Source organism: Dolichospermum sp. DET69, assembly GCA_017355425.1.
Taxonomy (GTDB): domain Bacteria; phylum Cyanobacteriota; class Cyanobacteriia; order Cyanobacteriales; family Nostocaceae; genus Dolichospermum.
Window position 1 is genome coordinate 3,094,915 of record CP070233.1, and the last position, 14,409, is coordinate 3,109,323.

9 protein-coding genes and 2 pseudogenes are annotated in these 14,409 nt (G+C 39.5%); 3 read left to right on the top strand and 8 right to left on the bottom strand.

What is annotated here, in order from left to right; translation table 11 throughout:
- Nucleotides 1–159: 159 nt before the first annotated feature.
- Entirely contained in the window at nt 160–858 is a 699-nt protein-coding gene (locus tag EZY12_14180) for a response regulator transcription factor (protein QSX66008.1), read from the bottom strand.
- Between the two features lie 911 nt (nt 859–1,769).
- Between EZY12_14180 and EZY12_14185 the strand changes: the two genes are divergently transcribed.
- Nucleotides 1,770–2,393, top strand: a complete 624-nt coding sequence (locus EZY12_14185; GenBank protein ID QSX66009.1) for a CPP1-like family protein — start codon at nt 1,770–1,772, stop codon at nt 2,391–2,393.
- Between the two features lie 46 nt (nt 2,394–2,439).
- Here EZY12_14185 and EZY12_14190 read toward each other — a convergent pair whose 3' ends face one another.
- The 5 genes and pseudogenes from EZY12_14190 to EZY12_14210 form a co-directional block, all read right to left on the bottom strand.
- On the bottom strand, nt 2,440–3,120 hold the full coding sequence (locus EZY12_14190; protein ID QSX66010.1) for an HAD family hydrolase: 681 nt from the start codon (nt 3,118–3,120) through the stop codon (nt 2,440–2,442).
- 108 nt (nt 3,121–3,228) lie between these two features.
- Entirely contained in the window at nt 3,229–6,255 is a 3,027-nt protein-coding gene (locus EZY12_14195; GenBank protein ID QSX66011.1) for an SMC family ATPase, read from the bottom strand.
- Between the two features lie 314 nt (nt 6,256–6,569).
- Nucleotides 6,570–7,067, bottom strand: a pseudogene (locus EZY12_14200) (IS200/IS605 family accessory protein TnpB-related protein).
- Nucleotides 7,068–7,176: 109 nt separating this feature from the next.
- Nucleotides 7,177–8,865, bottom strand: a complete 1,689-nt coding sequence (ltrA, locus tag EZY12_14205; GenBank protein QSX66012.1) for a group II intron reverse transcriptase/maturase — start codon at nt 8,863–8,865, stop codon at nt 7,177–7,179.
- A gap of 707 nt (nt 8,866–9,572) precedes the next feature.
- A pseudogene (locus EZY12_14210) lies at nt 9,573–10,082 on the bottom strand (transposase).
- A gap of 96 nt (nt 10,083–10,178) precedes the next feature.
- Here EZY12_14210 and EZY12_14215 point away from each other — a divergent pair.
- The gene (locus EZY12_14215) at nt 10,179–10,862 is read left to right on the top strand and encodes a conjugal transfer protein TrbI (GenBank protein QSX70668.1); all 684 of its coding nucleotides are present in this window, start codon (nt 10,179–10,181) and stop codon (nt 10,860–10,862) included.
- Nucleotides 10,863–11,307: 445 nt separating this feature from the next.
- On the opposite strand, the gene EZY12_14220 is transcribed toward EZY12_14215, so the two are convergent.
- Complete coding sequence (locus EZY12_14220) at nt 11,308–12,681, bottom strand: sensor histidine kinase (protein ID QSX66013.1); 1,374 nt, start codon at nt 12,679–12,681, stop codon at nt 11,308–11,310.
- A gap of 359 nt (nt 12,682–13,040) precedes the next feature.
- Here EZY12_14220 and EZY12_14225 point away from each other — a divergent pair, with 359 nt between their 5' ends.
- Nucleotides 13,041–13,358 carry a DUF3155 domain-containing protein gene (locus EZY12_14225; GenBank protein ID QSX66014.1) on the top strand — a complete coding sequence of 106 codons (318 nt, stop codon included), beginning with the start codon at nt 13,041–13,043 and terminating at the stop codon, nt 13,356–13,358.
- Nucleotides 13,359–13,813: 455 nt separating this feature from the next.
- Here EZY12_14225 and EZY12_14230 read toward each other — a convergent pair whose 3' ends face one another.
- Complete coding sequence (locus tag EZY12_14230; GenBank protein QSX66015.1) at nt 13,814–14,347, bottom strand: cofactor assembly of complex C subunit B; 534 nt, start codon at nt 14,345–14,347, stop codon at nt 13,814–13,816.
- Between the last annotated feature and the right edge of the window lie 62 nt (nt 14,348–14,409).

Consider the following 14,409-nt stretch of genomic DNA (forward strand, 5'->3'; position numbering starts at 1 on the left):
AAATGCAGCCTACAAAACAAAAAACAAATCTCAAAACCAAAGAACCGTGGGGCGCACGGTGTAGGGGCGTATTGCAATACGCCCCTGCTCAGTTAATGTCCTCATAGAGGAGTCACGCTCGTTGCCCACACTCACCTGAAAGGGAGTGTGTGGAGTACGTCACGAAGAAATAGCGCATTCAAACTTATAGCCGACACCACGGATAGTATGAATTAATGTTGATTGAGTCGGATCGAGTTCAATTTTCTTCCGAATTTGACCAATATGAACATCCACAACCCGTTGATCTCCAACATATTCATAGTCCCAAACTTCTTGGATGAGTTCGGACCGTCGCCAAACCCTGGCTGGATGACTAGCTAAAAAATACAATAGGTCAAATTCCAGAGCTGTTAAGGGAATAGGTTCGTTACTAATTATTACTTCCCGTCGCATAGAATCAATCGTTAACTTGTCAAAAACTAGGCGTTGCTGTTCTGCATTAGTCACAACTCGCTGCCGCCTCAAAATTGCTGCTACTCTCACCTCTAACTCTCCTAACCCGAATGGCTTAGTGAGGTAGTCATCAGCACCTTTAGAAAACCCGCGAATTTTATCAATTTCGTCGGTTCTGCTAGTCAGAAGGAGCACAAATACACCGCTACGACTCTGCATTTCTTGACAGAGATTAAAACCAATTACATCCGGTAAATTAACATCTAGAATTACCAAATCGGGGTTAAATTGCTCAAACATACTCACACCAGTCTTACCGTCTTCGGCAGACTCAACTTGATAATTTTGTTTCAGCAAAAAGCGTTGGATTAAATTCCGAACCGCAGGATCGTCATCAACTACAAGAATCTTGGCAGCAGCCATAGTTATTATTTTTTACAAAGGTGTATAGAATTAACAAACCTAAGAAGGTAGGTTCTACTTTGGTAGTAAGTTAAAATTTACAAGGGATAGAGATGATTATCCTGATTATTTCCATAACCTGTAATTTTTATGCTGGATATTGAAAAAGTAAATATGCTGGTATAGCAGAAGTTAGAGAACAAGTTTCCGCTGTGAGTTTCAACAAGTATTGGACGGATGAAGTGAACCTTCCTGGAATGAAAATAGGAAGATAGTGTGTAAATTACCATCAATCTCAAAATTACAATTTTCTTATGTGCGGTTGCCCTGACTCATGTTATTATTTTGTTAGACGGATAAAATCGCCTAAGACAAATAATATAGGTAGTTACTTATCTAAATTGTTGTCTTTATTTCTATAAAATCTAAAGTTGTTTTTCTGTAAAATAAAAAGTGCCGCTGATTAAGGCTAAAGTAATAACCTCCCGTCAGTAACCCAGCCCTAAAGGGACTGAGCTTGCAAGAGAAATCAAACAAGCCATACTGACCAGACCACCCTGAGCGTAGTCGAAGGGTAGCCGTTATTTGAGTCACGACACCTTGGAATGCGTAGCTAGTTCCCCGCTCTGTCGCTTGTGATTAAACAGTTCTAAGGTCACTGGAACAGTGTCGCAAGCTCAAGCAAGCTCTTATAACAGGTCGAAGCTAACATCACCCCGCAAGGGAGGCACATCTCGTGCAAAACATTATGCGTACAGGGTTGTGAAATTTGAAATAGTAACTGTCCTATTGAAAGTGCATTACAAAAGCACACCGAATTAAACAACTCCAAGGCGGTAATGGGATCAGAATATTGACAGCGATTAAAATCGCTCGTGCCGCTTCCCTCTCAGCCCTAAAGGGACTGAGTTTCCCGCATCCCGTATATTTCTATGAGTAATCAAAGTCCCTACGAAAAACTTGGGGTATCGGAAAATGCAAGCTTCGATGAAATTCAGGATGTTAGAAATCGCCTGTTAGAACAACATGGTGGTGATGGCAATATCCGAGAAGTTATTGAAGCTGCTTATGATGCAATTCTGATGGAACGCCTACGGATGCGCCAAGAAGGCAAAATCAAAGTGCCTGAGCGAATCCGGTTTCCAGAAATGCGAGTTCCATCTTCTCCCCAAGCCAGTCAACCCCTGGGTCGGCAGTCTCCTGCATGGCTACAGCAGAGTTTGGATCAGCCCACATTAACTGATGTACTACTACCAGGAGCTTGGTATCTAGGCTTAAGTGCAACTAGTTTGTTGTATCCTGGTGTTAGCGGGCAGGTTTTGCAACTGTCATTGGTCCTTGGTGTGGGTATTGGTATTTACTTCCTTAATCGCAAGGAAGGAAAATTTGGTCGAGCAGTTTTATTCACGCTGGTTAGTTTAATTGTTGGCTTAATTGCTGGCGGTTTGATTGCTGGCTTGATATTACCATTACCAGGGATAAATTTAACAGCGAATCAGTTTTCTACGCTGTTAACTTTTATATTGATGTGGTTAGTAAGCAGCTTTTTGCGTTAGGACTATGGGTAATTGGTTGATGACCGATTACCCATAATTTTTGTAGCTACTGGTTGAGGATAAAATCTACAGCGGTTTTTAAATCGGTAACAATCATATCCGGTTGATAAGATGCTAGTTGTGAGCGATCGCGGATACCAGACTCAACAGCAATAATTTTAATATCGTGTTTTTTAGCAGCAGTAATGTCTGCTTCTGTGTCTCCCACCATCCAAGTATCAGCCGCTGGGGGGAGTTCTGCTAATGCTCTAGCCATTAGCAAAGGTTTATCTTCAACATCACGGGTTTTTACATAGTCGTTACTTAGACAATAACGGCGATTTTCTGGGAAAAACCGGCTTAAATTATATTGATTAAAAGCATAGTCCAGTTCTCGCAATCTCCGCATCGTCATCACGGCTAAATCAACACCGGCTGCTTGAACTTTGATGAGTGTCTCTAATGCAGTAGGGATAATTACATCATACTGAAAATAAGGCAAGGTATGAACTGTTTGTTTGCGGATTTGGGAAAATTGTTGCCCTTGCTGTGCATCTAAACCTGATTTTAAGGCAATTTCGATTTCGGGAGTGTGCGATCGCTTGAGTTGCCAAAATTCAGCCTTAGAAAGTTCTATAATTGTTTGACCAGAATATCGGGTTTTTTCTAGGCACAACTGATAAACACGGTAGTACCGTTCCGAAACATCCATAATTGGCCCGTCAAAGTCAGTAATTAATCTCAGCATCAGCAGATAATATTAATTTTTTTTACATTATCTCAATCAATTGGTACTTTTGACGTTGCTGATAAAAAATATGAATATGTCTCGCGCAAAGGAAGAAAGAGGAGATTTTCACATTAATAATTGTATTTGTGAACCTTGCTGATTTTTACTAACTTCAATTCTCGCTTGGAAGGCTTCTTTGAGGTGAGGCATATGAGTTACAGTGAGGATACAGGCAAAATCTGAGGATATGGCGTTAATTGCCGCAATTAAGCGATCGCATCCTTCCACATCTTGAGTCCCAAAACCTTCATCTATTACTAATAATTGTAATGATGCTCCTGCCCTTTGAGCCAATAATTTGGCTAAAGCTAAACGAATCGCAAAGTTAATTCTAAAAGCTTCTCCTCCTGAATAAGTTTCATAGGATCTCGTTCCTCTGGAATCAGCAATTAAAATATCTAATGTGTCTATCAATTTAGCATTTTTCTTACTAGATTTACCACTACGTCCCGCTTTTTGAGTAATAAACTGGACGTGAAATTGATTTGCACTCAATCGAGAAAGCAATTGATTAGCTTCTGCTTCCAATTGAGGTAAAACATTTTCAATCATTAAAGCTTGAATCCCATTTTTCCCGAAAGCTTGGGCTAATTCTTGATAAACACGCTGTTGTTGTTTACAAGTTTGCAACTGTTGGATATCTTGTTCATATTGATTTTGCAAAGTTGCTAATTGCAGGGACATTTGTTTTAATTGTCCCAACTGAGATATTTTATGATCTAGTTCTCTTCTGCGATTTGCTAATTGCTGTTCTAAAGTATTAATTTGGGTTGCTGGGTTAGCACTGTCAGATAACTGTTTAACGATGTTATCAATTTGTTGAGTTAATATTTCTCGTTCTTTGCCTATTTTTTGGCATGAATCTCCTAAATCTTGCCATTTATTATTTAATTGGGGATATTGTTCTTGTGCCGACAATAATTGCTGATGACGTAATTGCCAACCTTTTCCTTGTCGGATACCTTGACGCAGGTAATTATGCTGTTCTGAACTATAGGCAATTTCCCCAATTTGCTGTTCTAAATTAGCGATTTCTTTGGCACAATCAGAATCAGTTTGTCCCTGTTGAAGTTGCAATTGCAATTGAGCAATATTCGCTGTTAATTCTGGTTTTCTTGCTATTAATTGTCTTTGGCGTTTTAAGGCATCCTTAATTTGTCCTTGTTTAATTTCTGCCCACCGCCATTTTTCCATATCATTACGAGCGAGGGCGTGGTCTTGTTCGCTATAATTAAGTTGTTGAAGATATTGATCTAATTCCTGAATTTCCGCTTGTTTTTCGGGTGTATAATTACCAGTTTCTAAAGAGTGTTCTAACTGTTGTTTTTCGGCAATAATTTGCAGTAACTGTTGTTGGACATCACTTGTAGCTTGCAACTGTGCTGCTAATTGTCCCCGTTGTTCACGTAATGAATCATAACCGGATAACTTTTGGGATATTTCCCGATATTCTTGTCTGAGTACCTGAATTTCTCGATCTGAAACTGCGATTTGTTCTCGGACTACCCAAAATTGTCCTTGGGTATCCTGATATTCTAATTGCGTTTTTTCGACAACTTTACCCCAATGATGTTCGTCTAAAGGCCGTTCACATAAGGGACAATTAGCATCGGGATTTTGTAACATCTGCAATTTTTGTTCTAGTTCTCCTAACAACCTTTCATAATCTCCTTGGTGCGCTTGCAAACGTTCCAGAAAATGTCGTCTTTCCTGTCCTTTGTCCTTTACCCTTTGTAGATAAACTCGCTTTTTTTCTAATTCTTCAATTTGTGTTCCTATCTCTATTAATGCTTGTTGTAATTGGGGTTGACGATGATGTTGATTTTGCAGTTGCTTTTGGGTGGCTTGCATTTGCTCTAATCGCGCTACTAAACTAGCATGAGTGCGATCTAATTGAGTTTGCAAACTTGCCCTTTGTTGTAATAATGGCGTTACCTGCATTTGCAATTGATCTAAATTAGCTAAATGCTGCCGGGCGTTATTTAATTGTGATAAAGCTGTTTCTATATCTCCAGATTTACTCAGAGTTTGGGCAATTTCTTGTTCTTGCTGTTCTAAAGCTGCTAATTGAGCTTCAGCTTGTTGTAATTGCCGCTCTAAATCTTGAGTTTGTTTATATAGCTGTTGTTGTTTTTGTTGTTTTAAATTGGTAGCGCGGGTATGTTGTTCAAATTTCGCGGCAAAAATTTCTTCTTGGGATTGTAGATTTTGATATTGAGTATAACCAGTTTGAATATCAGCTTGTTGATTGATAATCTTATCTAAATCTGTTAATTGGGATTTGACAGCTAATTGTTCTTGTTGCAAGCGATCGCTATCTTGGCTAAGATGATCATATCGTTGGCGAACAAAATTTAATTGTTGTTCCCAATTTTGCCGTTGATTTTGGATAACTTGCAAACTTTGCAATTGAATATTTTCAAAAGCTTGTACTTGTTGTAAACTGTTCAGTTGCGCTTCTAACTCGGCTTGTTGGCTTTCTGTTGTTTCCCGTTCTTTAAGTTGAACTTTGATATTTTCTAAGGAACGTTCTAACTCTTCTGCACGTCCTTTATAAACTTTAAAGCTATCCTTGGCTCGTTCTTCCAACTCATCATACTGATTTAGTTTCAATAACTCTGCTAAAATTTCCTTGCGTTCAGCGGGACGTTTGAGCATAAATTCATCGGCTTTCCCTTGACGTAAGTAAGCAGAATTAATAAAAGTCTCATAATCTAGCTTAATATGTTCTAGAATTACATCCTGAGTGGCTTTTAAGCCCTTACCAGTTAAAGGACGAAACCCAGAAGGAGTTTCAATTTGAAATTCCAAAATGCTAGTTCCACCCCGCACTCGGTCACGAATTACCCGATAAGTTTGCTGACCACTTTGGAAAGTGAAATCCACCCGGACTTCTTTAGCTCCAGAATGAATCACATCATCTTCAACAGTCGCACGGCTTTCACCCCAAATTGCCCAAGTAATAGCTTCTAAAAGGGAAGATTTTCCTGCACCATTAGAACCACAAATACACGCCGTATGCAAGCCGCTAAAATCTAAAGCTGCATCACGGTAACTGAGAAAATTTTTAATGATAAGTTGAACTGGGATCATTCAGGCTATAGTGCCATATTTACAATTTTGATCATTAACAGTACAGATGCACTTAATTTTTAGTTTAGCCATCTAATTAGCTGGTTTCTAGTCTTGAAGACATCAACTTTACAAAATTTTACAATAGAAATAGGATTTTTTTGATATTTCCGGAAACAACAAGGAAAAAATATTTAATTTTTCAAATACACGTAACCTACCAAAATCCTCTCACGGTGGGCATTGCCCACCCTACAAGACCTAAAATTCTGCAAATATCATTGATGATTCCTCCAATAACTGCGACAGTTGGCAAAACGATCAGCATAATGATGTTAAGCTTCCCCGGTCTGAAGACGCGGGGATTTCTGAAGAGTCCATAAAAGAACTTTCGTAGGCTGACTTAAACAACCTCTACCTACTCCAATTAAGTCAAACTTAAATATCGCAGCTACTTTTCTGATTATGTTGACCGCACCGTTGCAATCTGCATTAATTTTTGTGCCGTCCTGAGAACGGTACAAACCCCGGCTAATTCTTTTCCCTGATTCTTTCCACCCTTCGGGTTTTGCACCAAATGTAGGTAGAAAATCATTATCTAGGAACGACGTTTTTGAGGTATAGGATTCTTCAGTTTCAACAAACTTGATACCGTATTGTTCACACAGTTGAGCAATGCGGTTTTTTAGTTTTGCAGTAGGGATTTGAACAAACTTTTGATTAGTTTTTGATCCAAGATTTATAGAGTCTTTTTGTCCAATATTCCAGCCAAAAACAACAGTACCAATTTTATGATCGATGCAATGGTTGATTACGATTCTAGCCGCCTTATTAGGTCGGGTGGGAAGGAGATATTACTATCCCCGAAACCCCCCTAGAAACCGTACATGAGACTTTCGCACTCATACGGCTTGAGCCTTACTTCTAGCCTTTAACTTGGATTTAAGAGTGTTCCTGTTTATGACACGTTTTGTGTAAGTGGACGAGGTTTTGGGTGTCATTCGTTCCCCCTTCCTTCACAGGAACTATGTGATGGGTTTCGATATCCTCTCCGTTGAAAAGGTAATCTCCGCAGACAGGGCATTTCCAACCTTGGTTTTTACCTACTTGATAGTATTTACTACCTTTTGCCCAATATTGTTCGCCTTGTTTATTTCTACGGTCTTCCCAGTATTCTTTTAGTTGTGGATTATCTGGTGAGGCACTTTCTTTTACCTTGATATGTCGGATTATGGGAGTGTCGCCAACTTCAAATAGTTTGAACCACTTTTCGCTGCCTCTTCCGTCTACACCCTTACAGGTGAAGACCCATTTTCGTGTTCCAACACAGTGAAAATACTTGTCCTTAACCCATGTTTCGGTTTTTGATGGGTGTCTGCGTTTTGCCCATTGCCAGAGTGATTGCCATACCCGATGTCGGATATAACTAAAGGTATCTTTGCTACATACTCCTCTGTAGTAGTTGGCAAAGCCTCGGAGAATTGGGTTTAGTTTGGTGATAACAGTTTCCTGTGTGGCTCCGCTGAGTGAGGCTATAACCCGCCCGATGTTCTTACAGAATTGGAGAACTTTAGTCTTAGCTGGTTTGATAAGAGCCTTTTCACTGTATGTTCGGATGTTAAAACCCAGGAAGTCAAAACCATCTTCAACCTGTACTATTTTTGTTTTCTCCTCGCTTAATTTCAGGTTGCGGTCTTCTAGCCATTTCTCGATTTCCTTCTTCGCTCCTAAGATATCCTCTTTGGAGTTTGCCATGACAACAAAGTCATCGGCATATCGAATTACCCCCATACCCTTCTTGTTAAGTTGTCCTTTTGGATGACTTTTTCTGGGTCTATCTCTGTAGGGGATTGCTCTTATAGCTGTTTCTAGTCCATGTAGACCTATGTTGGCTAATAAAGGGCTAATCACACCACCTTGGGGAGTTCCTTGGGTAGTTTCATTAAACGTTCCTTTATCCATGAAACCGGATTTTAGCCACATCTTGATGAGTTTTCGTCCAGGGGTGTTCCCTATTGATTTCTCAATCTGGCTATGTGAAATGTTATCAAAAAATCCTGAAATATCTGCATCTAGAACCCACGTATCACCCTTTGCCGTCCCTTTACTGGTTATTCTGTTGAATATTTGGTCAATAGCATCGGCGCAACTACGTCCAGGTCTAAAGCCGTAGGAATTAGGTTCAAATACGGCTTCCCATTCAGGTTCTAGTAGATTTTTGACTATTGCTTGCATGACTCTATCCCTGATGGTTGGGATACCAAGGGGACGCATCTTACCGTTGGATTTTGGGATATACAACCTTTTTGTTGGTTTAACGGTATGAGCCGTGTTTTCCATATCCAATGTAAGTTTTACGCGCTGCTGGGGAGTATTAATAACCTCCTTATCAATCCCAGCCGTTTGCTTTCCGGTGTTAACCTGCGTAATTTGTCTAATGCTAAGTAATAGGTTCGCATGACTTCGTAGCATCAACTTCTGCAAATTTCGCAATTTGCGGAAGTTACCAAGTTGTCGGGCGCGAAAGATTCTTTGTCGTAGATTCTTCACGGCTTTTGTAGCTTTACGCCAGTTAATGTCGTTCCACTCTTCTAGCCGTTTATTTTGTCCGTTTATTAGACGTTGCCGCATAATATCTAACTTATCAAAACAATTAGGTTTCGTTGACTTGTATCTGTCGCATAAGACCAAGGACACGTCTGCTTTGCTTTCGCTCGGAGGCAAATTTTGAACCTCTATCCTGATTCATTACAAATCGGCGTTCGCTTGTTGTCCCTTCCTACTCCCTCCAGAGGGTTCCATCTTCCTTACGGTTGATTTACCAAAGATATTGACTTTCTTTGGACTCTGTAGGGGTTTTCCTGTTGTATCGGTTGGTTTTCGCGTTCCTTTTAGGTGGTAACTCTCCTGCGGTGGGGTTTGTATTCACACGTACATAGGAACGCAGAGCCTATGGACTACCCACTTACCTTTTGGTTCAAGCCTATCAGCCTGATTTGGCTTGTCATGCGATGACGCAGTTTAAACGCTACTTCACTTGTGTTCACCATGAGGAGCATCCCTCTTGCTCCCAAACCACATTAGGCTAGTAGTCTAGGTTACTTTCGTGGTCTGCATATTCTGGTTGGATTACTCCTTCCTTCTGACCGGACTACTGGCGTAGTCTTTTACGTGAGGGTCTGAGGTGTGAATCTCAGAGTGGAATTGGAAGGATGTTATGGTGCATCTTTTCCCACTTAGCGTAGGTTCCACAGACCATTGTAGAGATGGAAGAATGGGTTACACCCGTTTCCTGGCAAGGGCTAGGCTCTACTTAACCGACCAGTTCAGGTCGCACTCGCATCTCTCATCTGGCGATTACGCTTTTCTGTAATCGCTGCAAGCCTGTTTGACCAAAAACCCTGCGGTTTATTTTCCTTGATTTTAGCTACAGATTTGTTATACCACTGGTTGATGCTTTTTAAATGTAGTCCGTCAACTATAAAGGATGTACCAATATTAGAAACACAAGTTAACCAATTATTTAACCCGTGGTCAATTCCTAATACTTTTGATGCGTCCACCTCGGAGATTTTAATATCTTGTTGGTAAACAAATTCTGCATAAAAGCATCTGTTCCTTGGCAGGATACGGACTTCTCTTATTGATTTATAGTCCAGATTTGAGGGCATAGGGATATAAAAAGCGTCTATTCCAAACCACGCTTTCACCTTACTACCTAAAGGGAATCTCAATATTCCGTCCTTTAATTTTAAATAACGCCCCGTAAAGGTTGCAATAGACATTACACTTTTACAGTAATTTGGTGGTTGAGGTTTTTGAGTTACCGTACCTTCTTTTATGTGCCTTTCGTTCTATTTGGTGAAAACAGCAAATATTTTTTCAGAAACTATCCTAATTAATCCACGTCATCCCACATATAACATATTATTGGCAACCCCATGATGAGTCGTTCTATCCGTTGGCAATCTAGTACCGCTGCACTCATGGCCATAGCCATTACAACTGGTGCAGCTACCCCCTTATTATCCTTTGCTCCGGCTTTTGCCCAAGGATACAATCTCAATCAATCGCGGACAATTAGTATTCCCGCTAATGTAACTTTACCTATCACCTACGAAAAGGAGAAAGTTATTGTCAAACCAGGCGAAACATTAGCCCTAACTCTGAAAATAGCTGACAATATTACTGATAGTAATAGAAATATTTTAATTCCTGCCAATACTGAAGTTATTGGTGAATTACAACCAGTAAAATTAAATACTCAATCTTCCCGTAATAACCAGCAAGGTGTCCGTTTTGTAGCTAGAGAATTAGTATTTCCTTCTGGACAAAGACAACAGATTTATGCTAATTCCAAAATTATCACCAAAACAGAAACAATCTCTAAGGGAGCAAGCACTGGACAAATATTAACTGATGCTGCTATTGGTGCCGGTGCAGCTAGTCTGATTTCATTGGTAACAGGTAATAAGAAAATTGAAGTTTTAGAACCTGTAGGTGGTGCAGCAGCAGGTGCTTTGGCTAGTGTATTATTGCGGAAACCAAAAGCTGATGTTTTTGTCCTCAGACCAGAACAGGATTTAGCTATTACCCTGACTTCAAATTTAGTGATAACTCGTCAATAGATTTAATAGTAGTAATTAGGGCTTGCTGAATAAAACTGAACCCTTTTATTAATAAGGGTTTCGCTGATTTTTATCACAAGAAAGTGCAAGGTTTTGGCAAATGGAGTCTCAAAATTGGTGCATTTTCCTGGGTCAGATTTAGAAAATTGAGGATATCCAGATGGCTGAAACTGTTCCCTGTTCCCTTTTCCCTGTTCCCTGCCCTCGCGGACAACTTATTCAGCAAACCCTAATTATGTTGTGAATTTGATGATCTAAATAAAGCGGTTGTTTCCTAAATTATGGTGAGCGATCGCTTTATTTTATGTATCAATCTCTAGAGGTATATGCCACTCAATAAGAAATGTTAGTTTAGTTTATCAAACAGAATTCATCCGCCACTCGCACAGAATACCCAACTGAATTCTGACTCTGTGACTCCTGAATTCTGTTTGATAAATGAATTTTAAGTCTGTTCTCTATTATAACCAACAGATTGCAACCAAATTATAAACGTTGTCCCTGGGATATGCGGTAATGTGATCATTGAGTTAATTGCTGGACTGAAAACCTCTATGTTTCCCTGCATTTCTGCTATCAACTGTTTAGCAATAGCAATTCCTAAACCAGTCCCAGGAATTTCTGTTTTTGCCTGTACACCCCGGTAATGTCTTTCTCCTAGATGTTCTAAGTCTTCTGGGGGAATACCGGGGCCTGTATCACTAATAGCAATACCTTGTAAATTTCCTTTTTGTGACCCACATTGGACTAAAACTTTACCACCAGATGGAGTATATTTCAAAGCATTATCAAGGATATTATTCAAGACTTCTCGCAATGCTTTCTCATTGACTCTTGCTAACGGTAAATAACTGGGAATTTCCGTAATTAATTGTAAATTTCGTTCTTGGGCAATTGCTTGACCAGATATTAATAAAGGTACTAATAAATCTGCTAGGGAACAATCAGTTAATTTTTCTCCTGTTCCGGGCAATAATAACGCAGGTTTAGTTTCCTTTTGCACATTTTGGTTAATAACTACCTTGGACTGGGCTAATGGTAAAGCGGCTAAATCTGCTGTATTTAAATCAATCACTTGATCAAACTGTTTCAATAATTCTTGTAGGCGATCGCTCTCTCGGACTATACTAGTTGCTACCTCACGATTAGGATCAACCGGTCGCATTCGCTTCAATAGTAATTTACCAAAGGTGCGGATAGCAGTTAAGGGGTTACGAAACTGATGCAAGAGATTATCCAATAAATCCCGTTGTCCCTCTTGCAGAATTTGTTCTTGTTGAAGTTGGTGTTGCAACCAAGCCCTACGTTGGTCTAAAATGCAAGCGATCGCTAAAGTTTTGGCAATTCTTTTAATTTCCTGCTCCTCCCGTTCATTCCATTGCCTATCATCTCTAGCCGTCACCAATAACCCCACCATTACACCCTCATACATCAGGGGTAAAACAATTTGGTTATGACTAAGTAAATATTCATCTTGTCCATTATGTAAATTTTGTTTTCCTGTTGCTGCCGATTCCGCGGATGGATGAGAAGATACTGAAGTCGGTTTTAACAATCTCGTTTGCTGATTTGGTAATGCTAAAACATTAGCAAGCCTTACAGAATAACTATCCTGAGTTTCACCATATTCATCACTCGGATTTAATGCTATAGTTTCTGGATACACTATTACCGGAATTAGTCGCGCCTCACCTGTAGGCTTTTCTACCAGTTCCTGTGTTAAATAAACTACAGTAAAAGAAGCTCCCATCCCTTGGGTTAGCAGAGCCATTTGCTCTCGACATAGAGCAAGGAAATCAGAACTGGCAGACATTAGCATGAGTTCAGGAATCTAGGAGGTCAATAGCAGGAGTCACCGAGTCAGGAATTAGGAGTCAGGAATTAGGAGTCAGGAATTAGGAGTCAAAAAGTAGAAAGAAGAAGTTTAGCTTTTGCTTTACCCGTATAGCTATAAACGCTTCTAACTATCTAGTTTAGTCTGGTAATGGTTGATTGGTAACAAGTAATGGCTGAAAAGGCAGCAGTTTTTTTAATTTTTAATTCTTAATTTTTAATTGTTTTCCTAAAGTTGTATCAAAACATTAAAAACCATTGATTTTTTGAGATAGAACCTATATAATGACGACGGATTTTGTAGTTATAACTACAATCTATAGCTTGAAACAGGAGGACAATAGGTTGGCAAGGAGACGCAAGCGGAAGAGTCGTCGTCGGCAGGAAGGACGGCGTATACTTGAACATATTCCTCAGTACAGCATCGAAAGTGGCGAAGATAAACCTGTGACAGCAGCAAGAAAGTTTATTCAAGCTGAAGGTATTTTACCACCCGCGCTGCTACTCGTAAAACGTAATGAACATACAACAGACCGTTATTTCTGGGCGGAAAAAGGTCTGTTTGGCGCTCAATACGTAGAAGAAAATCATTTTTTGTTCCCTAGTCTTAGGATTCTAGAATCACCAACAGCACAAGAACCTGTTGCTGTGGCTAGTAACTAAACAACAAATGACTATCATATCTTGCAAGTGTGACTTCTGACTCTGTGAATAATTAATTGGTAATTTTAACCAGATTATTCAAAAATTCCTTTTTTAAATTTTTTAGTTGAATTTGCCAGTAGGGTTTAAACGAATTCTCTCAAGTCATAGCATAATTAATTTCTCATCAATCTGCTTTGGTTAGATGAATCAGTTTTTTATCAGCTTATACAAAAGAGGATAGCGACAGAGCTAATTTCATCCAAAAAATGAGACATGAATTTATGCTCTCATTAATTTGGACTACTATCAAGCTCTGTCCATCAATTTAGATTTTTCCTCATGACATCCCAGGCATCAGGAAGATTAACAGCACCAGCAAAATTTCCCTTCCTCCCTACTGCCGATTTACTCAAAAGTTTAGTCAGAAGCCTACATAAATGTAGATAATGCTGGTTTTCATTCCCAACAATCAATCAAGTGTCAAGTGTCTTTAGCTGTAGTGCCCTTTGTAACTCAGCAAGTTCATCTCTATGGGCAGTCACAGTAATTGTACTTGAGAAGTTTTGTCCACTTGGGATATTTTCCATCTTGAGTGACACCTTCTCAAGTCTCCCAGATTTTTTCCAGTAGAGAAAACCGCTTAAAGGCGAAAACAGGATTAGTAATGGGGAAAATTGCCCCAAATCGGGGAAAAGCATCGCTAATACCAATCCTAGACAACCAAAGCCCACAGCAGCTAATCCAGTCAAAAATACAGCTAAAAACCAGCTAGGACTAACAAACCCTTCAAAGGTGACTTGATTTTTGGCAGCATCTACCGCTAATACTTGATAAGCACGAGAGCGAAAATACTCTTTTAATGAAGTCATTAATGTATTTTCGTCCTGTTCTGAAGTCAAACGCATCATTTCTGTGCGGTCTTTAGTTGAAGCGCGGATAAAGAAAAATAAACCAACTGATAACAGAAAAGTTAACAGAAAAGTAGATTGGGAGACAGTAGAATCCATAATTAATTTTTAAGTCTGAAATTTTCACTCTTACTTAAACCATTATCAATTATTCTGGAAAC

Excerpts from the sequence above, each read along its gene's own strand:
- EZY12_14220 (QSX66013.1), bottom strand. The coding sequence starts at position 12,681 with ATGCTAATGTCTGCCAGTTCTGATTTCCTTGCTCTATGTCGAGAGCAA.
- ltrA (QSX66012.1), bottom strand. The coding sequence starts at position 8,865 with ATGCGGCAACGTCTAATAAACGGACAAAATAAACGGCTAGAAGAGTGG.
- EZY12_14185 (QSX66009.1), top strand. The coding sequence starts at position 1,770 with ATGAGTAATCAAAGTCCCTACGAAAAACTTGGGGTATCGGAAAATGCA.
- EZY12_14230 (QSX66015.1), bottom strand. The coding sequence starts at position 14,347 with ATGGATTCTACTGTCTCCCAATCTACTTTTCTGTTAACTTTTCTGTTA.
- EZY12_14190 (QSX66010.1), bottom strand. The coding sequence starts at position 3,120 with ATGCTGAGATTAATTACTGACTTTGACGGGCCAATTATGGATGTTTCG.
- EZY12_14195 (QSX66011.1), bottom strand. The coding sequence starts at position 6,255 with ATGATCCCAGTTCAACTTATCATTAAAAATTTTCTCAGTTACCGTGAT.
- EZY12_14180 (QSX66008.1), bottom strand. The coding sequence starts at position 858 with ATGGCTGCTGCCAAGATTCTTGTAGTTGATGACGATCCTGCGGTTCGG.
- EZY12_14215 (QSX70668.1), top strand. The coding sequence starts at position 10,179 with ATGAGTCGTTCTATCCGTTGGCAATCTAGTACCGCTGCACTCATGGCC.